Origin of the sequence: Paenibacillus sp. 453mf (assembly GCF_900116105.1) — a bacterium.
Classification (GTDB): domain Bacteria; phylum Bacillota; class Bacilli; order Paenibacillales; family Paenibacillaceae; genus Paenibacillus; species Paenibacillus provencensis.
Genome location: NZ_FPAC01000001.1, coordinates 201,898 through 222,609 on the forward strand (window position 1 = coordinate 201,898; position 20,712 = coordinate 222,609).

Annotated in this window: 17 protein-coding genes and 1 pseudogene; 11 read left to right on the plus strand and 7 right to left on the minus strand. The window is 46.3% G+C overall.

Annotated elements, in window-relative coordinates; genetic code table 11:
• The first annotated feature begins 151 nt into the window (after nucleotides 1–151).
• The 8 genes from BM415_RS00885 (at nucleotide 152) to BM415_RS00920 (ending at nucleotide 10,320) form a co-directional block, all read left to right on the plus strand.
• A complete protein-coding gene (locus BM415_RS00885; RefSeq protein WP_170862327.1) occupies nucleotides 152–829 on the plus strand; it encodes a nitroreductase in 678 nt (225 codons plus the stop codon).
• Between the two features lie 146 nt (nucleotides 830–975).
• The gene (locus BM415_RS00890) at nucleotides 976–1,977 is read left to right on the plus strand and encodes a substrate-binding domain-containing protein (protein ID WP_091153602.1); all 1,002 of its coding nucleotides are present in this window, start codon (nucleotides 976–978) and stop codon (nucleotides 1,975–1,977) included.
• Nucleotides 1,967–3,826, plus strand: a complete 1,860-nt coding sequence (locus tag BM415_RS00895) for a cache domain-containing sensor histidine kinase (RefSeq protein WP_244533108.1) — start codon at nucleotides 1,967–1,969, stop codon at nucleotides 3,824–3,826. Before BM415_RS00890 ends, BM415_RS00895 begins: the two co-directional genes overlap by 11 nt.
• On the plus strand, nucleotides 3,823–5,028 hold the full coding sequence (locus BM415_RS00900) for a response regulator transcription factor (RefSeq protein WP_091153605.1): 1,206 nt from the start codon (nucleotides 3,823–3,825) through the stop codon (nucleotides 5,026–5,028). The genes BM415_RS00895 and BM415_RS00900 overlap by 4 nt, the downstream gene beginning before the upstream one ends.
• 254 nt (nucleotides 5,029–5,282) lie before the next feature.
• Entirely contained in the window at nucleotides 5,283–6,368 is a 1,086-nt protein-coding gene (gene chvE, locus BM415_RS00905) for a multiple monosaccharide ABC transporter substrate-binding protein (RefSeq protein WP_091153606.1), read from the plus strand.
• A 36-nt stretch (nucleotides 6,369–6,404) separates the two neighbouring features.
• A complete protein-coding gene (mmsA, locus tag BM415_RS00910) occupies nucleotides 6,405–7,955 on the plus strand; it encodes a multiple monosaccharide ABC transporter ATP-binding protein (protein ID WP_091153608.1) in 1,551 nt (516 codons plus the stop codon).
• On the plus strand, nucleotides 7,948–9,111 hold the full coding sequence (mmsB, locus tag BM415_RS00915) for a multiple monosaccharide ABC transporter permease (protein ID WP_091153609.1): 1,164 nt from the start codon (nucleotides 7,948–7,950) through the stop codon (nucleotides 9,109–9,111). Before mmsA ends, mmsB begins: the two co-directional genes overlap by 8 nt.
• Before the next feature lie 405 nt (nucleotides 9,112–9,516).
• A complete protein-coding gene (locus BM415_RS00920) occupies nucleotides 9,517–10,320 on the plus strand; it encodes a C40 family peptidase (RefSeq protein WP_091153612.1) in 804 nt (267 codons plus the stop codon).
• 52 nt (nucleotides 10,321–10,372) lie between these two features.
• Here the strand turns inward: BM415_RS00920 and BM415_RS00925 are convergent, their stop codons facing one another.
• Complete coding sequence (locus tag BM415_RS00925) at nucleotides 10,373–11,278, minus strand: ArsR/SmtB family transcription factor (protein WP_091153613.1); 906 nt, start codon at nucleotides 11,276–11,278, stop codon at nucleotides 10,373–10,375.
• Nucleotides 11,279–11,476: 198 nt separating this feature from the next.
• On the opposite strand from BM415_RS00925, the gene BM415_RS00930 reads away from it, so the two are divergent.
• From BM415_RS00930 to BM415_RS25390, 3 genes and pseudogenes are all read left to right on the plus strand, one after another.
• Complete coding sequence (locus tag BM415_RS00930) at nucleotides 11,477–12,991, plus strand: arabinosylfuranosidase ArfA (RefSeq protein WP_091153616.1); 1,515 nt, start codon at nucleotides 11,477–11,479, stop codon at nucleotides 12,989–12,991.
• An 86-nt stretch (nucleotides 12,992–13,077) separates the two neighbouring features.
• Complete coding sequence (locus BM415_RS24615; RefSeq protein ID WP_139236932.1) at nucleotides 13,078–13,314, plus strand: hypothetical protein; 237 nt, start codon at nucleotides 13,078–13,080, stop codon at nucleotides 13,312–13,314.
• A 145-nt stretch (nucleotides 13,315–13,459) separates the two neighbouring features.
• Nucleotides 13,460–13,597 (plus strand): annotated as a pseudogene (locus tag BM415_RS25390) (ABC transporter permease); the annotation flags it as partial.
• A gap of 86 nt (nucleotides 13,598–13,683) precedes the next feature.
• Here BM415_RS25390 and BM415_RS00940 read toward each other — a convergent pair.
• The 6 genes from BM415_RS00940 to BM415_RS00965 form a co-directional block, all read right to left on the minus strand.
• Complete coding sequence (locus BM415_RS00940; RefSeq protein WP_170862328.1) at nucleotides 13,684–13,857, minus strand: hypothetical protein; 174 nt, start codon at nucleotides 13,855–13,857, stop codon at nucleotides 13,684–13,686.
• Between the two features lie 96 nt (nucleotides 13,858–13,953).
• Nucleotides 13,954–14,778 carry a hypothetical protein gene (locus BM415_RS00945; protein WP_091153617.1) on the minus strand — a complete coding sequence of 275 codons (825 nt, stop codon included), beginning with the start codon at nucleotides 14,776–14,778 and terminating at the stop codon, nucleotides 13,954–13,956.
• Nucleotides 14,779–14,995: 217 nt separating this feature from the next.
• Nucleotides 14,996–15,463, minus strand: coding sequence for a hypothetical protein (locus BM415_RS00950; protein WP_091153620.1), 468 nt, complete (start codon nucleotides 15,461–15,463; stop codon nucleotides 14,996–14,998).
• 284 nt (nucleotides 15,464–15,747) lie between these two features.
• Nucleotides 15,748–16,812 (minus strand): WXG100 family type VII secretion target, encoded by a 1,065-nt coding sequence (locus BM415_RS00955; protein WP_091153622.1) that lies wholly within the window; start codon nucleotides 16,810–16,812, stop codon nucleotides 15,748–15,750.
• 246 nt (nucleotides 16,813–17,058) lie between these two features.
• On the minus strand, nucleotides 17,059–18,855 hold the full coding sequence (locus BM415_RS00960; RefSeq protein ID WP_091153625.1) for an ABC transporter ATP-binding protein: 1,797 nt from the start codon (nucleotides 18,853–18,855) through the stop codon (nucleotides 17,059–17,061).
• Nucleotides 18,845–20,590 (minus strand): ABC transporter ATP-binding protein, encoded by a 1,746-nt coding sequence (locus BM415_RS00965; RefSeq protein WP_091153627.1) that lies wholly within the window; start codon nucleotides 20,588–20,590, stop codon nucleotides 18,845–18,847. Before BM415_RS00965 ends, BM415_RS00960 begins: the two co-directional genes overlap by 11 nt.
• Nucleotides 20,591–20,712 lie beyond the last annotated feature (122 nt).

The window sequence follows — 20,712 nt, forward strand, 5'->3', positions numbered from 1 at the left end:
CAACATTAAGAATTGATGAAATGACGAACAACATGAGCAAGTATACTACAACTCGTGCCTGCGTGTGCTTGTAATTATTGTCTCTATATATTATCGTTCATGAAGAATCGTAATTCCAGATATATAGAATAGGAATGGAGGAGAATCAATAGTGAATCACCCTGTAGAGAGTAAGAACCTGTTCCAGAGACGGAAGTCTCACCGCAAATTTGACAAGAATCTGCCTATTCCGCAAACGACGCTTGAGAATATATTAACGGATGCACTGCGTGCTCCATCCTGGTCGAATACCCAGCCTTGGGAAGTATTTGTTGCTGCAGGCAGCACATTGGAAGAGATCAGGGAAGCATATTTAGCTGCATTTGATCGTTCTGAGCCATATAATACAGATGTTCCTGTACCGAAGGAATGGCCTGAATATATGCAGGAACGCAGCATCCGTAACAGCATACATATGTTTGAGTGCATGGGGATCGATCGTGAGGATGAGAAGGCAAGAGAATTGAATCGGCGCAATAACATTTCGTTTTTTGATGGAACAGCCCTTGTCATCATCTGCCAGGAACGATCGCTTACGGATTGGTCCACCATGGATCTGGGCACCTTTGCCGGATATCTTGTACTCGCCGCTGAGCATCATGAGGTTCAAAGCGTTCCAGCCTTCAACTCGATTGCTTATCCACAAATTCTTAGAGAGAAGCTATCGATTCCGGATCATCTGATTCTGCGCTCTGGTGTCGTTCTTGGCTATGCTGTCGAGGACAGTCCCTATAATGAGCATACATCAGAGAGAGAAGCGCTTCACCAAATGGTTCATTTCTTGAACTAGGTTCGTGAGTATGTTTCGTAGTAAAAGACCCTCAGCGATGGGGGTCTTTTGTCAAGAAGTTCACAGTAGTGACACTTCGTTTTATAATGATTATTGAAAGCGGTTTATATGCTGGCAGTGGAAGGGATAGGGGAGGCGTAGCTACATTGAAGAAGATGATGCTGATCTATACGCTTTTAATATTCGCATTTTTGGTTTATATATTTCAATATATGACTGAGGACAACGGCAATAGCGGATTTGAAAGTAATGGACTTCGAGGGGAAACGTCAGAGCGTTATGTGATGGTCACCTTCCAATCCGGATCTGAGTACTGGAAGAGTGTGCTTAAGGGCTTTGAGGATGCAGCAGATGCTTTGAATGTGTCTATTGAATATAGAGGCGCAACCGAATACGACCTTGAGGAGCAGATTATGGTGCTGGACCAGGTGATTGCCAAGAAACCGGCAGGCATTGCCATCTCTGCTATAGATACGGATGGGCTAGATGGTGCTATCGACCGCGCGATTGATGAGAACATCCCGGTGGTGCTGTTTGATTCAGGCGCACCGAACAGTAAAGCCTACTCGTTCCTGGCAACGAATAATTACAACGCAGGAGCGACAGCAGCAGCTCAGATGGCGAAGCTGACGGGAAGAGAGGGACAGGTAGCGATCGTGACTGTGCCGGGACAGCACAATCATACGGAGCGGATTCAAGGCTTCAAGGATACGCTGGAGAGCACCTATCCGATGATGGAGGTTGTCGAAACGGTCAATGGAAAAGGGAATGCGGAGGATTCGGAGCTAGAGACGCAGGCGTTGCTTAAGAAGTACCCGGATCTTGCTGGAGTATTTGTTAGCGAGGCAGCAAGCGGTGTTGGTGTCGCTGAGGCGGTTCAGCATCATGCGAGCCCGGTTCAGATCGTGAGCTTTGATACGAATAAAGCAACGCTTGATCTGATCAAGGAAGGTGTCATTGCCGCCAGCATCGCGCAGGGAACATGGAATATGGGCTACTGGTCCTTACAATATTTATTTCATCTTCATCATGATCTGACGATTCCGGCACCTTCTGCGACAGAAGAGGTGTCACCGGTTCCAGTCCAGGTCGATACAGGCATCAATGTCGTTACCAGACAAAATGTGGAGCAGTATTATGCGAAATGAGCGCAGGTCTATACGGTTATGGAACCGGCTTCAATTCAGTCAAATGCCTCTGCGTTATCAGCTCTCCATTCTTTTTGTACTGATTGGTATCGTTCCTGCACTTGGTCTCGGACTGATCGTCAATTGGACAGTGGATCGAATTGTGGAAAGGCAGGTCGAAGATAATACACTGCAGCTGATCGGCAAAGTGAATCAGTCGCTCGACAAGTCCATCGAGAATTTGCAGAACATCACCTATCTCACCGAATTTGATGAGGATGTTCAGCAGTTTATTGATGGTGATCCCGAAGCAAGAGAGCGAGTGAAGAGCTCAGGAAGTATTCAAGCTTTTTTGCAGGGGTTTACGACCCTTCATCCCGATATTGCAGGTATTATGATTATTAATAAAGAAGGCGAATATATAAGCAACGAAATGTACGCTGTAGAAGATACAGATCTGACAGAAGAGAGATGGTATCAGGATGCCGTGGATCAGAAAGGGATATTTACGGTCATCGGGCATCCTGGAGAGCGGAGAGTGACTACACATGTGAACTATACGCCGGATGAAGTAGTTTCAGTATCCAGAGCTTTGGTTGATCCGGAGACGAGGGAGAATAGAGGTGTTATTCTGATTGACCTGAAGCTATTCTCGATCTCTGGCATTGCAAGGGATGTCACTCTTGGTAAAGATGGATATTTAATGATCCAGGATCAGGAGGGGAATAAAATTTACGCACCGGATCAGTCGATCATTACTCAGCTGGAGAGCTCCTGGTTTGAGGATGCTTCGTATGGAACCTTTACGAAACAAGTCGGAGATCAGAACTTTCAGTTTCAATACCAGACCTCTTCTTACACAGGCTGGCGTACCATCGGAGTATTTAATACAGGAGATTCGGCATTTGCCGTAAGAGAAATTCATTTTTATGTGATTTGCTATTTATTTATTGTGTGCATGTTTGGATTAACGGCAGCCTACATGCTGTCACAGTCGATCTCAAGACCGATTCATCACCTGATGAGCCTGATGCAAAAAGCGGAAAAAGGCGATATGACGCTGCGTAATCTCGGGAACCGGGGGGATGAGGTCGGGATGCTCGGTGTCAGCTTCAACCGTATGCTGCAGGAGATCAAGAAGCTGATGGCGATAAACCGGAGAAAAGAAAAACAGAAGCAGGCAGCCGAGCTGCGCAGTCTTACCGCACACATCAAGCCGCACTTTTTGTATAACACATTGGATACCATCCACTGGATGGCGCGTAAGCAGGGAGCGGAGGATGTGTCCGAAATGGTGAAATCGTTATCCCGATTATTTCGGATCGGACTCAGCAAGGGAAGCAGCATGATCCCGGTGTCGGAAGAGATGGATCATATCAGCAGCTATTTGCAGATCCAGAAGACCCGCTATCGGGACCGGCTGAACTGCCAGATTGAGCTGCAGGAGGAGGCCAGAAGATTCTATGTGGTCAAGCTGATCATGCAGCCGATCGTTGAGAATGCGATCTATCATGGCATTAAGGCTAGGCGCGGTGCAGGCATCATTCGAATTCAGGTGGAACAGCAAACCGATTATCTTCTGATTACGATCACAGATAATGGTGCGGGCATGGACGAGGATCGGCTTCAGCAGATGAGAGAGAAGCTTGCAAGTCCCTTGATCACCATAGATAAGCAGCATGAAGAGGTGGAGTCACAGAAGAGCTACGGACTGTTAAATGTGCAGGCCCGGATTCAGCTCGCATTCGGAACAGACTATGGCGTGCAGCTGGACAGCACGCTGGGAGAAGGAACGACGGTCACGATTAGACATCCATTGTTGACCGAGCCGCAAGTCATGGCTGACCACGAACAGGAGGAGGAGCTATGAACAATCCATATCAAGTATTGATTGCGGATGATGAGCCCATCATTCGTGAAGGAATCAGCGAGTCGGTAGACTGGGCTTCTCTTGGAATGGAAGTAATCGGACTTGCAGAAGACGGAGCAGAAGCGCTGGAGCTTGCCTTAGAGCGAGGAGCCGATCTTGTGCTTGTGGATATGAATATGCCGATCATGAACGGCATCTCATTTATTCAGGCGCTTCGAGAGCAGAAGCAGGAATGCAGATGCATTATCATTACAGGATATGATGAATTCAGTTATGCCCAGCAAGCGATTCGGCTGGGTGTTGAGGAATATATATTGAAGCCGGTTGAACCTGAAGAGCTTATGAAGGTGCTGCAGCGAATCAAGACCTCACTGGATGATGAACAGCTAGAGAAGGAAAAACAGGAATCTGCCAGGGAGCATCTTCGTAAGAGAAGAGAGGTGCTGCGAGAGCAGCTGGGACAGGAATGGGTGCAGGGCAGACTGAATGAAGACGAAATTAGAATACAGCTCAGCTTGCTCTCGCTTCCTGCTGCTTCTCCCGCAAGCTGTGTTGTGATCCGTTGGCCGGAGGCAAGCATGCCGAATACAATATTAAAGGAAGGCGATCGTCAGCTGTATCTCTATGCGGTCAAGAACATTGTTGAAGAGCTGATTGGCACCTCTGAAGCGCTTGTGTTTAGAAATGCAGCAGATCTGGTCGTGGGCATCAGCTGGAGCAGGTTCACCCCAGAGCTGCTTATTAAAATCGAGGAGGCGGCAAAGGAGAATCTGGGCGTAACGATTCACACAGCTTACGAAGAGGTTGGAGCGAAGACGGAACTACTGCAAGCATATAACCTGTGCAAGGAATGCATTTATCAGGAGGCTTCGCTATCTCCGCTCGTGCGAAGAGCCCGGCAATACTTGCAGGAGCATTATCATAATCACTCTTTGACACTGGAGCTGGTTGCTTCTGAGCTGGGAGTTTCGCCTGTGTACTTGAGTCGCATGCTGAAGAAGGAGCTCGGAGATTCATTTATTTCCTTACTGACAGGGATACGAATTCACAAAGCGATACAACTGCTGAATAGCAGCAGTCTTGCCATACATGAGATTGCAGATCATATCGGATATGAGAGTCAGCATTACTTCAGTACTGCATTCAAGAAGGTCATTGGCATTTCCCCGAATAAATATCGCAAGGGTGGGGGCTTTGTTTAGAAGATAATTAGCGCATTTATTATAGTTCCTATCCTTAAAAAGCGCCGCAAGGCGTTTTTTTGCTGTCTGGAGACTCATGTCGGTATATTGCCAAGAAAGGTTTGATTTTTATAAAAACGGTTGGAAATGTGCAAAGACGTTTCAAGAAGGGATGAGATATCATTATAGAAGAAACAAGGGATCAATGGATATGAAAGCGCTCACTATAGAAGCTTTAATCCAGGCACAATCGTACAAGCGAAAGGGTGGAACCGATGAAGAAAGCATTAACCTATCTTCTTCTCTTCGTGCTCGTTATCTCTTTGAGTGCATGTAATCTTGCGGAGACGACAAGCGGCAGTGAGAGTCAGGGCTATGTCGGCATAGCAATGCCAACGAAATCGGCGGAGAGATGGGTAGCCGATGGAAATAACATGGTGAAGCTGTTTGAAGAGAAAGGCTTCAAGACCGATCTGCAATACGCAGAGGATGTGGTGGAGAATCAGATTGCACAAATCGAGAACATGATTACTAAAGGCGTGGATGTGATTGTAATTGCATCCGTTGACGGGAATACATTGACTGATGTGATCAGCAAGGCTCATGACCAAGGCATTCGTGTCATAGCTTATGACCGATTAATTCGTAATACGGAGCATCTGTCCTATTATGCTACGTTTGATAATTTCCAAGTGGGTGTACTTCAGGGTTCTTATATAGAAGAGAAGCTGGGTCTGAAGGAAGGCGAGGGACCGTTTAATATCGAGCTGTTTGGCGGATCACCGGACGATAACAATGCTTACTTCTTCTTTGACGGCGCCATGTCGATCCTGCAGCCGTATATTGACTCCGGTCAGCTGGTTATACGAAGCAATCAGAATTCAATGAGTCAAATCGCTACGCTGAGATGGGATGGAGCGGAAGCACAGAAGCGGATGGATAATTTGATCAGTGCGCACTACTCGAATGAGCGGATTGATGCAATTCTGGCTCCTGCCGATTCGATAAGCCTTGGCATCATTTCTTCCCTGAAAGGTGTAGGGTACGGAAGCTCGAATAATCCAATGCCTGTGATTACCGGGCAGGATGCAGAGCTGTCCTCCATTAAATCTATCGTCAGAGGAGAGCAGACACAAACCATTTTTAAGGATACTCGCCAGCTGGCGAAGCGAACGGTCGCAATGGTTGAAAGCGTTCTCTCTGGAACGGAAGCAGAAGTGAATGATACGGAGAGCTACGATAATGGAAAAATCGTCGTGCCATCTTACCTGCTTGAGCCGGTATCTGTGGATGCGACAAATCTGGAGGAAGTGGTTATTGATTCCGGATATTACACCAAAGAAGAAGTTGGGCTCGAATAGAATGACTGTTAACTTTTGATGCGGGAAGGTGAAATCATGGCTGAATATATACTTGAAATGCGCGGGATTACAAAGGAATTTCCAGGTGTCAAAGCACTGGAGAATGTAAACCTGAAGGTGAAGGCAGGCGAGATTCATTCCTTATGTGGTGAGAATGGTGCCGGCAAATCAACACTTATGAAGGTTTTGAGCGGGGTGTATCCTCACGGTTCATATGAGGGGGATATCTTATTTGAAGATCAGGTATGTGAATTCAAAACGATCAAGGACAGCGAGGAGAAAGGAATCGTCATCATCCATCAGGAGCTCGCGCTTATCCCATACTTGTCCATTGCCGAGAACATATTTCTGGGTAACGAACGGGCGAACAAAGGGGTGATCAATTGGCAGGAGACGATAACGAAGACCTCCGAGCTTCTGAAGGAAGTGGGGCTGGATGAGAATCCTAACACGCTCGTTACGAATATCGGTGTCGGCAAACAACAGCTTGTCGAGATTGCGAAGGCGCTGTCCAAGAAGGTTAAGCTTCTTATTCTGGATGAACCGACAGCAGCGCTTAATGAGACTGACAGTCAAAATTTGCTCAGATTGATGCTGGAGTTCAAGAAGCAGGGTATCGCTTGTATTCTCATTTCACATAAGCTGAACGAAGTATCCGAGGTATCGGATTCCGTTACGATTTTGCGAGATGGCAAGACGATCGAAACGCTGGATATGAAATCGAAGGATATGACCGAGGACCGAATCATCCGCGGCATGGTTGGCCGTGATCTAACAGATCGTTATCCGGAACGCAAGCCAAATATTGGTGAAGTCATGCTTGAAGTCAAGGACTGGACAGTATATCACGAGCATCATGCTGATCGCAAAGTACTGGATAGAGTCAACTTAAATGTACGACGCGGAGAAATTGTAGGTATTGCCGGTCTCATGGGAGCCGGACGAACCGAGCTTGCCATGAGTATGTTTGGTAAGGCATATGGACAGAAAATCTCAGGCGAGCTGCGCAAGGACGGAAAGATTATTTACAATAACACAATTAATCAGGCGATTGATAATGGATTTGCCTATGTAACTGAGGATCGCAAAGACTATGGACTCGTACTGATCCAGGATATTAAGCGAAACATTTCATTAACCGGGATTAACAAGCTGCAGAAGGCTTCTGTTATTAATGAGAATGAAGAGGTGATCGTTGCGGAGCAAATGCGCAAACGACTTAAGATTAAAACGAACAGCATCCACCAGGAGGTTCAGAACCTTAGCGGTGGTAATCAGCAGAAGGTTGTGCTGAGCAAATGGATCTATTCCGAGCCGGATATTCTCATACTCGATGAGCCTACAAGAGGAATTGATGTAGGGGCTAAATTTGAAATCTACTCGATTATTCAGGAGCTGGCGAATGAAGGGAAGGCCATTATCGTTATCTCTTCAGAGCTTCCTGAGATACTCGGCATCTGTGACCGAATCTTCGTTATGAATGCAGGAAGGATCACAGGTGAAGTGGATCGGAGTGAAGCGAATCAAGAGCTGTTGATGAAATACATGACGAAAACGACCAGATCGGGAGGGCATAACAATGGATAACTTAATGCATCTGCTCAGAAATAATATTCGCCAGTACGGCATGATTATAGCATTGATACTCATTATGATCTTGTTCGGCGTCCTTAGCGGAGGACTGTTATTTGAACCGATCAACATTACGAACCTCATCTTGCAAAACAGCTATATTCTCGTCCTTGCCATTGGTATGGTACTGGTCATCATCACAGGGCATATTGACTTGTCCGTAGGTTCCGTAGCTGCCCTTGTTGGTGCTTGTGCGGCAATTATGATGGTAGATATGAATCTGCATCCGGTCGTAGCGGTCATTCTATCGCTTCTACTCGGAGCGCTGATCGGCGCATGGCAGGGCTTCTGGATTGCTTACGTCCGCATACCTGCCTTTATCGTTACACTTGCAGGGATGCTCTTGTTCCGTGGTCTTACTATGATTGTATTGGAAGGTCAGTCCATTTCTCCTCTCCCGGAAGGCTTCCAGAAGATTAGTGCAGGCTTCATTCCGGACTTCGGGAATGCAGGGACGAATCTGGTAGCGATCCTTGCAGGTATTATTGTAACCGTACTTTACATTATTAATGAAGTGAAGGCTCGCAAAAATCAGCAGAAGTATAAATTTGAGACGAGTTCTACACCGCTCTTTATAATGAAAATGGTGCTTATTGCTATCGTCGTTAACGTATTTTTCGTAGCGCTTGCCAGCTACGCTGGTATTCCGAATATCCTGGTACTGCTTGCCGTACTTATCGTAGGTTATTCCTTTGTCATGAATAAGACGGTTATGGGACGTCATATCTATGCGGTTGGTGGTAATGAGAAGGCAGCAGGCCTGTCCGGGGTAAAAACGAAGAAGGTTACCTTCTGGGTATTTGTTAACATGGGTGTACTTGCAGCCATCTCTGGTTTGATCTTTACCGCAAGACTGAATGCGGCAATTCCAAGAGCGGGCACAAACTTTGAGCTTGATGCTATCGCGGCTGCCTTTATCGGCGGAGCTTCCGCATCAGGGGGAATCGGAACCGTATTTGGCGCCATTATCGGCGGACTGGTTATGGGTGTACTGAATAACGGGATGTCACTGATCGGGCTCGGTATCGACTGGCAGCAAGGGATCAAAGGTCTTGTACTGTTGTTAGCTGTAGCGTTTGATATTTACAACAAGAACAAGCGATCTGCCTAATCTGTAAACGATTTAAAAGGTTACAAAAAGGTTAAAAAATAAAAACAAAATTTATTGACGGATATAATATCCAACGTGAATACTAGTAAGTTTATCCAATTCATAAAACAGCCTTTTATTTCATAGGTCTATATACCTATTTAATTAAAGGCTGTTTTTCTTGTTTTATAATATTTTTATGCTGATTTATAAGGATTTTTAGCTTTGAAAAATATAGAATGGATATTAGAAAGTCTACTTTTCTGGTTCATTACAATGGTCATATAGACCTATATTGAAGGTGAGTCGATCAGGGCTAAAGTCCGATGATTTAGCTTGCTTGCCTGTCCTACAATGGGGACAGTTGATGGCAAGGCGATGCCATGAGGAATTAACAAAACCTAAAACTTCAGGAGGTTCTACAACATGAAGGTTACAAAAAAGATACTAACTGCAGCAATTGCATCCACATTGATGTTCGGCTCAGTGAGCATGCCTGTATTCTCAAGCCAGGCTTATGCAGCTACAACGACAAAGGAAGTTATCTACGGTGTTAACCTCAGAGAGGAAGCAACAACTTCTTCATCTGTCATTCGTATGCTGAAAAAGGGAGAAACCGTGTCCGTTCTTGGAACATCTGGATCCAGCTGGCTTAAAGTTAAAGATACAAAAGGAAATACAGGATACATTTCTTCTTCTTCTAAATATACAAAAACAGTAAGCGGAAGCAGCTCCTCTAACGGAAGCAGCTCCTCTAGCGGTGACAGCGTCTCTGCAAACAGCACTAGCTCAGCTACTGTGGAAAAAGTGATCGATGCAGGTGCGAAGTACCTTGGAACGCCTTATGAGTTCGGCGCACCACGCAGCAGCACGAAGACGTTTGACTGTTCTTCTTTTGTAAGACGAGCATTCATGGATGGCGCTGGGATTACGCTTCCGGCGGATTCCCGTCAACAAGGAACTTATGTTAAGAACAAAGGTAATGCGAAATCCAGCATTTCTTCTCTGAAACGTGGAGACCTGATGTTCTTCATGTCTTACAAAGGCTCGAGCAAGTCTTCTTATTCCGGAATCAACAAGAGCTCAGCAAGAATTACGCATGTCGCTATTTACCTGGGTAACGGCAAAATGCTTCATACGTATTCTACTGAATCCGGCGGTGTAAAAGTGGATACCTTCGAAGGCAAGCATTGGGAATACCGCTTCCTGTATGGCGGAAGCGCACTTTAATATAAGTTATTTAAGACAAGCCTCTTCCTAGCGGAAGAGGCTTTTTTTGAATTCAGTGGTAAAGCCTCAGAATGATATTCTGATTATAATTACCGAAGCCTTCACCGTACAATGTTAATCCCCCGACATGCTGCGCGTCCTGTTCAACAGCGAGACGGAAGGTCCATTGATTACGTTCTATCGGTATATCCTGGATGGTCATACCTGACATGCGCTGTCCATCAATAAACGTAGCCTTGTTCGTGATACGAATGACCTTCAAGAGTCCGTATTGATTCACCTCATCCTGCCACCACTCCGGTGTGAAGATACCTCTGCCATGTCCCGAGTCTCCAGGACTTGTCCATATTCCGAGCGGTATGCCGTTTAGGGTGAAGGAAATGTCAGAAGGCCAGTTGGGATTAACGCCTGGTGCCTCAGAACCGATCTCAAATGATATTTCAATCTCTGTTATTTGCTCGTTCTGCAGCAAGTAATTGGGAATCTTATATTCTACATAACCACGGCCAAACCATAGGATGTGTGCATTCACACGTTCTGGATCGAGAAAATAACGCGGATCATCATATTGTCCAATGACTTTCTCTGTCGTTGACAAACCACAAGTCGGATACACTTCAAACTCGGTATAATGTCCGATAGGAATAGAGGTCTCCTTATACTTGCGGGCAAGCTGTTGAACCTTTTTCGGCATCATAATCTCAATCCAATCGACAGCCAGGGAATTGATCTTATGCGTACCGCCATCCTTGCGAATCATCTTGGATTCAACAATGCCCACCTCTTGCAGTTTGCGGACATGGCTGGTTACTATCGCGCTGCTTAATTCAAGATGGGCAGCAAGCTCTTTAATATTCATAGGCTGCTCTGCCAGTAGCCGGATAATGGATAGCCGTACACCGCTCGCTAACGCTTCGTACAGAGGAAGCCATTTATCTTCAGCATTTGCTCTTATCATAAGTTCTATTCGCTCCTGAATCAGTTGATTTATACTTATCTATTATTATAGGATTAATGATTAAATAAATTCAATAAAATTTTGTGAAATTCAAAAATGTTATTGCAATTAAGTTTTATTTGGATTTTAATAAAAGAGGGAATTATGATTTGCTTGAAGGATTAATGATTAAATTAATTTAAGGAGTTGGCATAATTCATGGCAGATAAGGCAAAGATGATCGTTGACAAAGATTTCCGAATTGCAGAAGTGGACAAAAGAATTTATGGCTCTTTTATTGAGCATTTAGGCCGTGCGGTATATGGAGGCATTTACGAACCAGGTCATGAGACTGCAGATGAAGCTGGTTTGCGTCAGGATGTAATGGGACTTATCCAAGATCTTCAGGTTCCGATTGTCCGTTATCCAGGGGGGAATTTTGTATCCGGTTACAATTGGGAAGACAGTGTGGGTCCGAAGGAAGATCGCAAGCGCCGTCTGGAGCTGGCATGGCGTACAGTGGAAACCAATGAGTTTGGCTTCAATGAATTTGTGGATTGGGCGAAGAAGGCCAATACTGAGGTCATGATGGCAGTTAACCTGGGTACACGTGGAGTCGACGCTGCCCGCAATATTGTGGAGTACAGCAATCATCCTTCCGGCTCATACTACAGTGATCTGCGTATCAAGCATGGCTACAAAGACCCGCATAACGTGAAGACTTGGTGTCTTGGTAACGAGATGGACGGTCCTTGGCAGATTGGTCATAAAACAGCAGAAGAATACGGAAGAGTAGCGCTTGAGGCTGCCAAAGTTATGAAGTGGGTAGACCCGACCATTGAACTTGTTGCCTGCGGAAGCTCCAGTATTCATATGAAGACCTTCCCAGAGTGGGAAGCGACTGTGCTTGATCATACATATGATCATGTGGAGTACTTATCCCTGCATCAATATTACGGTAATCGCGACCAGGATTCTGCGTTGTTCCTGGCGAGATCTCTTGAAATGGATCAGTTTATTGAGACTGTGACTGCAACCTGTGATTATATTAAAGCGAAGAAGCGCAGCAAGAAGAAAATGCTCCTCTCCTTTGATGAATGGAACGTATGGTTCCACTCTAATGAGAACGACAGCAAGATGGAGCCATGGCAGATCGCTCCTCCACAGCTTGAGGATGTATATAACCATGAGGATGCACTGCTTGTTGGCTGCATGCTGATCAGCTTGCTCAAGCATTCCGACCGTGTGAGAATGGCTTGTCTCGCTCAGCTTGTCAACGTCATTGCTCCAATTATGACAGAGAATGGCGGGGCTGCTTGGAAGCAGACAATCTACTACCCTTATCTGCACACTTCTATTTACGGTCGGGGTCAAGCACTTGTACCGCTGATTCAATCTCCTAAATACGATACGAAGGAAATTACGGATGTACCTTATCTTGAAGCGCTCGCGATCCATAATGAAGAGGCAGAAGAAGTTACCGTCTTTGCTGTAAACCGTCATCTCGATGAGTCCTTGCCGGTGGAAGTGGATCTGCGCAGCTTCGGCAATTGTCAGATCATCGAGCATATTGTGCTCGAAAGTGATGATCTGAAGGCAGTGAATACAGCTGCTCAGCCAGACCGGGTTGCTCCGCATAAGAACGGAAATGCAGTTGTAGATGGTACGACGGTATCTGCACAGCTGGGTAAGGCGAGCTGGAATGTCATTCGGTTGAAGGTGAGTGCGAAGTAAGTGTTGAGGTTTAGAAAGTGAGTGAGGGAGGAGGGCGCTAGCGCGATGGGCGCTGGTAATCCAGCTAAGATCGCTGCGAGGTGAATGTGGGTTCGGATCGTAAGTTGTCTGCTGATTCCCGGATTAGACGCCAGGCAAGGAAGGAATCAGCAGACAAAAAACGAGCGCTGTCGCTTCCTCTCTCCACATTCATCTCTCCGCTAATCGCTGGAGGGAAACCTCAAAGCATCTTCGTATCCCCTTTTATGGGGGCGTGGGTGGGGGCCAGAGTCGCAAGTATGCGAAGCTCTGGCCTTTTTTTGTTCGTCGGTGCTGCGAGGTGAATGTGGGTTCGGCATGCATGATGCGGTAAGGTAGAGCTGATCATCGTATGGCATCTGTTGTCTCTCATCTATGAACCGGAGATTTTGCCTGGTCCGCTCTATACGCTGCAGGGCGGATACGAGCTCTTGATGGATGGCACACTGTTTCTTCCGCACGGACTGGATCTTTGTTGGGCTATTGTGCCTGGGACTTATGGGATTTATTACGGACAGAATCGTAGGACTTATTGGACGAAAACTTCTCTCCCGGTACGGGGTTGTCAGCTCCAACGCTCTGCGATAGGTAACGGTGTAAAAAAGCTTCCCGGCACTATTTACGCCGAGAAGCTTTATTTTGTATAGAGAAGATCTCTGTTCAGCTCTATTTAACTACAGATTCGGATCTTGCTCCAGATTGTTATTTTGGGATGAAGGCTGCTTCTCAAACACATGAGCTGCTTCTTCAGCAGAAAATTCAGTGTCATTCTCTCCAGGTACCGGCAGCTTGTTCAGCTTCGTGGAGTTGACCTCGGCTTTTGTAGCTTGGTTCTTTGATTTGCTCATCAGTAACACACCTCCTCCCGTCATCAGCATCAACAAGTATTTTTTCAAGTGGACCTGAATTTTATACCTGTTCATGCATTTGAAGGGAGGTTACCTTCAGGAATTAAACTGCTCAATCATCTGCTGCAGCTGATGACGGAAGTTGTTCTCTCCCGAACGTTCGACGGTGATGAGTGCTTCCTTGTCCTTGTCCAGCTGTGTGTCGTAGATGCTCCAGAAGTAGTTGTTCGTATGGAGGAGAAGCAGGATCTTCTCGGCAGCTGGCAGTTCTTCCTCTGAGTAATTCATGATGCTTAGATTGTCCAGACTCCTACCGGATGCTTGAAATTCAGAGCACCAGGACCGGATCACTTCATGCTGCGAATCTTGAATTGCCCATTCCTTCAGCAAGCGCTCTACTTGCTCTTCCGAAGGATTCTCGATCAGTTGATTCCAGCCTGATTCAGGCAACTGGAAGCTTGTAGCATTTTCCGATGGAAACTTGCGATTCTGTCCCACATAAAGGCGATATATCTCTTCTTCCCATTCACTCGGTTCTGTCCAGGTAAAGAGGTGGATACGCTGATCAATAGACAGATGATAGAGGTACGGATCACCGGATTCCGTTCCTTTATGAATGGTCAGTACTTTCTCCTGCCCATCCCAATCCGTGTATCCGCGCAGCATGCTCCGGCTCTTTGCAAAATGAACAAGCATATCCAGGAGCTCTGGTACAAATTCAATTTCATTTTCTTCCATACGAGTGATAAGGCCTTTGGATAGAAGGCTGTGTGATGCTGCTCTCAGCACAAGCTCCCATTCGTTCTCTTTAAGTTCACCATACATCGGTTTCATTAGGCCGGCTGCGACGTCATCTGCGCCCAAGGAAGCGAGTGCGAAACCAAATTCTTCGATTGATAACGTAATTAATGGTTTGTCCATAAGATCTCCTTCTGAATATATGGATTGAATTTAGGTGGTTGGTTGATTCTTAATTTAAGGGTTTAGCACAGGATTGCTGCTGTGGAGTAATAAATAATTTAAAAGGACTAGGTGCAAAACAGCAAATTTGCGATTATAAGTAATCACTGTCATGATAATGCTGTCTCCATAATATATAGGACAGTTTTTAATGGGTTCAAACTTTTGGAGTGGTACATTATTTCTTGTGTTTGTTAAGATTCCAGGCGGAGCGCAGCTCTTTTAGTACCTCTATGTCCTTGTCCTTCAACAGACTGTAAGTATAAATTCTCTGTTCGGACTGATCGTTCAGTACAAGAAGAAAGTGAGAGGGTACAGGGAACAAAAATTTATTCATTTTCCCCTCGATGCTCTCAAGCTTCTTGATCCGATTCCAAGGAATGGTGTGATTATCGTTTAACACAATGCCTTCATGATTATAGGAAAATAAACTATTACTGCCGATTGTTCTGACTGCGCTCCAGTAGAAATGAGGGCCCATAAACCAAAAACTAAGGAAAGCACCAGAAGCATAATAGATTCTAAAGAGGGTGCTATGCCTTCCATTAACTACTTCCCAGGTAAGAAATAAACCTACAATAATAAATAAGAAGCAGATAAGAGTGTTGCGGATAGCGGTTTTGCGTTCAAAGGTTACTGAAGTCATGGTAGTATACTGCCTCCAAAAGGTTATTTGCTTAGTCCGTTTACTCACTTCATTCCTTATTTCACAGCTTAAGCAAGATGTCCCACGGAAAAATTGAACCGATTGTATCTTCCATTGGCGCTAATTGAAGATTATTTCATGTGTTTATTTCGATTCCAGTTGAAACGAAGCTCTTTAAGCACATTTGCTTCCTTGCTTCTAAGCAGATTATTGGTAACTATTTTAATTTCACCATATATAGCATAGCTGTCTTGCGGGTTTCGTCATCGATGTCTTCCCAAACATCATTTAAACAGTCCGCTGACCCACTTGATTCCTTTCTCGGCAGCCTGTGCAAGATGTCCCCCCGCAACCGAACCGATTGTGCCTCCAATATATGCGCCTACTGCAGCGCCAGCAGGTCCAAGTACGGATCCGGCTGCTCCGCCGAGCACTGCACCTGCCCCAGCTGCAGCAGATTTAATTACGACATTGGAAGCAGATACGGCGATATCCGTACCGGTAAGGGTTCCTGCTTTAATTTTTGCAGCGGTTTTAATCCCTTCATCCACGACATTCAGACCTACGTTAATCGGGAACAGTCTCTTACCTATCATTTTAGGAATTGCGGATATCTTCATGCCGTACTGCCCTTTTTGTACCCCGGCTACGACATTGCGAGTCCACTGAGGGAAGCTGCTCGCTTTACTGAAGCCGAGCCCAAGCTTACCCATTTTCAAGGTTCCCGCCAGCTTGTCGAAGCCTTTAAGTCCCTTCATGACAATACCGGGATTTCGGAACTGCTTATCCATTCGGCGTGCCAGGTTGTTCAGAAATGCATTAGAGCTCTTGCCATTTACCCACTTGGCGTTATGGACGACCGCCCGGGTAGGGTTCTTTGAGCTGCGCTTAAAATCTACCGTCTTGGTCAGCACAAGAGTGCTTGCCAGTATACTGTACATGCCGGTTCCTGCGAGCGCCAAGTTCCCGCGTATTCCGTTGGCTGTATTCCATGTTTCCGTTCCTTGATCAAATAGGCTGGATAGGGTTTCCTTTGCTTTTTGCCCTTGCGAACTACCATCCGTATGTATTCCGTTGCCTGCTGTCTGATCTGTTTCAGCAAATTTAACAGCAATGGAGCGAAGTTCTGTTCCAATGGATGCAACAGAAGTTGTAAAACTCTCCATTTGTCCACGAGCGACCTGAAATTCTTGAAAAAAACGTTCTTGTGTAATGCCAGCCCATCTGCTCTGCAAAGACAGAATCTGTCCGTTCAGGTTAGAGATCATACTGCTAGTGAGCGTAGAAGCTTGAGCAAATTGCTGTGATATTTCCTGGATCCGTTCAGGAGGGACAACAATTCTAGTCACCTTGTTCACCTCGTTCGTATAGTTGGTTCTTACTTATATGGAAGCTTAGAAGTCTTTAACTTGGTATATATACCCATTAATTGTAATGTCAGAAACGTTTAATTGGCAACGAAAGTCGGATAAAACAGGACTTTTGTAAGAAGCCCGTGACAAGGAACTGCAACCAAAGTCCATCTTTTTGCATTATGAACAAAAAGCCGAACAGGCAGAAAAACTACCCGTCGGCTTAATTGTTAAATCGTGTATTCATCCTACATCATTATGCGTATGTTCCTTGGAGGTCGTGCCGGATTCCAGGGCGTGATCGTACAGCTCCCTGTAGTAGCCGCCATGCCGCATAAGCTCTGGATGGGTGCCAGACTCGACAATAGAGCCATCCTTCATAACCAGAATACGGTCTGCATGCATCACGGTGGACAGCCGGTGCGCGATGACAATCGTCGTTCTTCCTTCGGAGACGGATTCGAGTGCAGACTGGACCAGCTGCTCGGTATGAGAGTCGAGATTCGCTGTCGCTTCATCGAGTATAAGGATGCGAGGCTTGAATACAACGATTCTGGCGAAGGAGATCAGCTGTCTTTCTCCGGCAGACAGTCCGCTTCCTCGCTCTGACAAATGCGTATCATAGCCCTCTGGTAATCTTGAGATCATCAGATCTGCACCTACATAGCTGCACGCCTTGATCACTTCTTCCCGGCTGATCTCCTCACGGAACATCCGCACATTGTCAATGATCGATCCCGAGAAGAGGAAGGGCTCCTGTTGAATGAGACCGACAATCCGGTGGAGGGTCTGCTGTGGCAGCCTCCGGATATCGATATCATCGATTTGAATGCTGCCCTCCGTTACATCGTAGAAACGGTTTAACAGAGAGATGACGGTGCTCTTGCCCGCACCGGTTGTTCCTACGACACCAATCATTTCTCCAGGTGGTATCGTAAGATTCAATTGATGGATGATCGGCTGGTCAGCTAAATATCCAAAGGATACATGGTTGAATGAGATCTTGCCCCTCACTTGTTCCGGTGTCAGGCTTACTGTATCGTCATCCTTCGGATCTGGAATTTCCGGCTCTGTACTGAGAATGCTCCATATCCGTTCCATAGATACGGTCGTGGACTGGAACGTATTCCATTGCATCGTGATTTGGTTAATCGGCTGAAAAAACTGACGGATATAGCTGATAAAGGCATACAGCACCCCGACTTCAATAGATTTGCCGAGCACAGCCTGCCCGCCCAGCCAAACCATTAATACAAGAGCGATGTTGCCCAGTATATCAAATGTCCGGTTAAAGATGACGTTGGAGCGAACTTGGCGGATATTGGCCGAGTAGTAGTTCGCATTCTGTTCATTAAACTGCTTCAGCTGCTCCTTCTCCTGATGAAATGCTTGAATCAGGAACATCCCAGACAGGTTCTCTGCGATAAAGGCGACAAGTCTGGACAGCCGGGTTCTCGCTTGCTGATACGTCTCCTTCAAATAATTGCGGAAGAGGACGGCAACGATAGCGATGACCGGAAGTACAGCCAAGGAGTAGGCGGCAAGTGTAACATCCAGCTGGAACATAAAAAAGATAATCATAATGAGCATCATGCCGTCACGAATCAGACTAAGCAGTACCTGTGTGAAGAATTGGCTGATGGTCTCGGTATCACTGGATACATTCGTCACCAGGCTTCCGCTGTGTCTGCGGTCAAAGAAGGACATTGACATTCTTGTGATATGCTTGAACAAATCTTTGCGCAGCGAGGCGACAATGCTCTGTCCGGTGAATTGGAGCAGATTGTTCTGTATATACGTGAAGATGAAGCTGATAATGGACAGAACCAAGTATAGTACGGCAATGTATATGAGAAAACGAAGCTCGGTATTTCCGATCGCGAGATGATCATCAATGGCGATCTTGATCAGGTAAGGCTGAGAGAGCTCGGCGGCGATGCCGAGCAGTGAACAGAAGAAGATGAGTACAAACTTCATACGGTGCGGCCGGCCATAGCTCAATATTTCACGGAATGCACTCCGATTCGGTTTAGATGCCATGATTTAACCCCTCCTCCTGAATGCGGGCAAGTGAGGCATATTGTCCGCTCAGCGACATGAGCTGCCGATGGCTGCCTTGCTCCACAATTCGTCCTTCCTCCAGAACAATGATGAGATCGGCATGCTTAACTGCGCTGATCCGGTGAGAAATGATGAGCGTGGATTTATTTTTCCGTTCCTTCTTCAAGCTGTTCAATATGCCTGTTTCCGTTACGGCATCGACAGCACTCATACTATCATCCAGAATCAGCAAGGGCGCCTTCTTCATCAGACCTCTCGCAAGACTCGTGCGCTGACGTTGTCCTCCGGATAAGGTGACTCCGCGTTCTCCGAGAGGGGTATCAAATCGTTTCGGAAACCGAATGATATTATCAAAGATCATCGCCTGCTTCGCCGGCCCTTCAACTTCAGTCTGGGATGCGCTGCGGTCGCTGAAGGCAATGTTATCCCGAATGGTCGTGCTGAACAGGAAGCCATCTTGTGGAACGTAAGACAATTTGGAACGAAGACTCTCAAGCTTTAATTGCCTGATATCGAGACCGCTAATAAAAATGGTGTTTGCAGGCGGCTCATAGACGCGCAGCAGTAGTTTGACAAGTGTACTCTTGCCACTGCCTGTTCGGCCCACAATGCCGATGGTTTTGCCAGCCGGAAGGACGAGATTGATATTATGCAGCGCGTGTTCCTTACTTCCAGGATATTTGAAGGATAAGTCCTTAATCGTTATATCTTCGACCTTGCTTAGCGGAAAGGCATCCGGCACTTCTCTGACATCCGGGATTTCAGCCAGCAGATTGTTCACCCGGTCGAGCGATGCGCTGGACCGCTGCATCATATTGATCACATTTCCGATTTGCTGAAGGGGGCCCATAATCATGCGCAGATACAGGGTTAGAGCCACAAAGCTTCCCAAACTGATTGTATTCTGGATCGTCATGTAACCGCCGATAACAATAGAGGTGACTAGAGAAACAGCGCCGAGCAGTGGCAGAAGGGCTTGAAACAAGGAGGACAGTCTTACGAGCCGCAGCTGCTTATCTCGAATCGCATCGACAAATGCACCGAATCGGGTCTGCTGCGTCTCTTCTATGGCAAAGGTCTTGGTTACCCGAATCCCGCCCAGCTGCTCTTCAGCGGATTCGGTCATGGATGCAAGCGCTTCCTGGACATGCTTGGATCTTTCGCGGATCCGTGGTCCGAAGTAGACGACGAGAACAGGAATGGCAAGCAGCGGACCGATGCTGATCGCAATCAACGTTAGCGGAATACCGTCAATCATCATCATAACGATACAGGACAGGAGCAGAAAGACCGCGTTCGTTGTCTGGTTAATCCCATTCGAGATCGCTTCACGTACAGAGGTTACATCGTTCATCACATAGCTGAGCAGCTTACCTGTACCTTGCTTGGCAAAATATTTCTCGCTCAGCTCTGAGAATTTGCCGAACAGCTTCTCGCGAGTGACGTACTCGAATCTGCGTCCGAGCCGCATAATCATAAATTGGCCCAGGCCAAACAGCGCATTATAAGACACGGCTATGAGGAGTAGCTGCAGGCTGTAGTAAATAATCTTTTCCATGGTAAGCGTTTGAAGCTGCAGTTCATCTGTGAAATTACCAACGACACGGGGAAGCAGAGCCTGATCAATATTTGAGATGATGATCAGCAGGATGGCAGCGAGGTAGGAAGGCCAGTGAGAACCGACATAATGGCGAAGCATACTTCGATCTTGCATAGGGTAGGTCATCTCCTTGGCTATTATTTTCGTCAAACACGGCAAGAAAAGGGCAGATGCCTTTTTTATCAAAAAAAAGCATACATGCCCCTTACCTACATAAACGTTCTGTTCGCATTCAT